Here is a 331-nt window from a genome sequence, read left to right as displayed (position 1 = left end):
CGCCGCCGGCCAGCAGATTTTCCAAGCTGGCGATGAGGTACATCTCGACTGGCTGCGCTCAGACGTTCGCTTTGTCAGGACGTGAGAAGGAACGCAGATGAACATGCTTCGGAAGTTGGGCCGAATGCCCATCGTGCTCACTGGGCCTGCTCTCGCCGTTTTGCTGGTTGTCTTCGGCATTCCGATTATCCTATTGTTTCTAACCAGCCTCAACGCGCCGACCTTCTCGTTTGCCAACTATCAGGCCTTTTTCAGCCAATCCGCGAATATCCGCGTGCTCTATCAAACCATCGAGATTAGCGTGGTGGCCACGGCAATCTGCCTCCTCATC

General features: G+C 55.3%; 1 pseudogene. It reads left to right on the top strand.

Features of this window, described 5'->3' with window-relative positions:
* Positions 1-124: 124 nt before the first annotated feature.
* Positions 125-331 (top strand): annotated as a pseudogene (locus AC0L17_RS34700) (ABC transporter permease subunit); the annotation flags it as partial.

The organism is Mesorhizobium sp. WSM4829, assembly GCF_055811475.1.
This window is presented reverse-complemented; position numbering and strand designations above follow the sequence as displayed.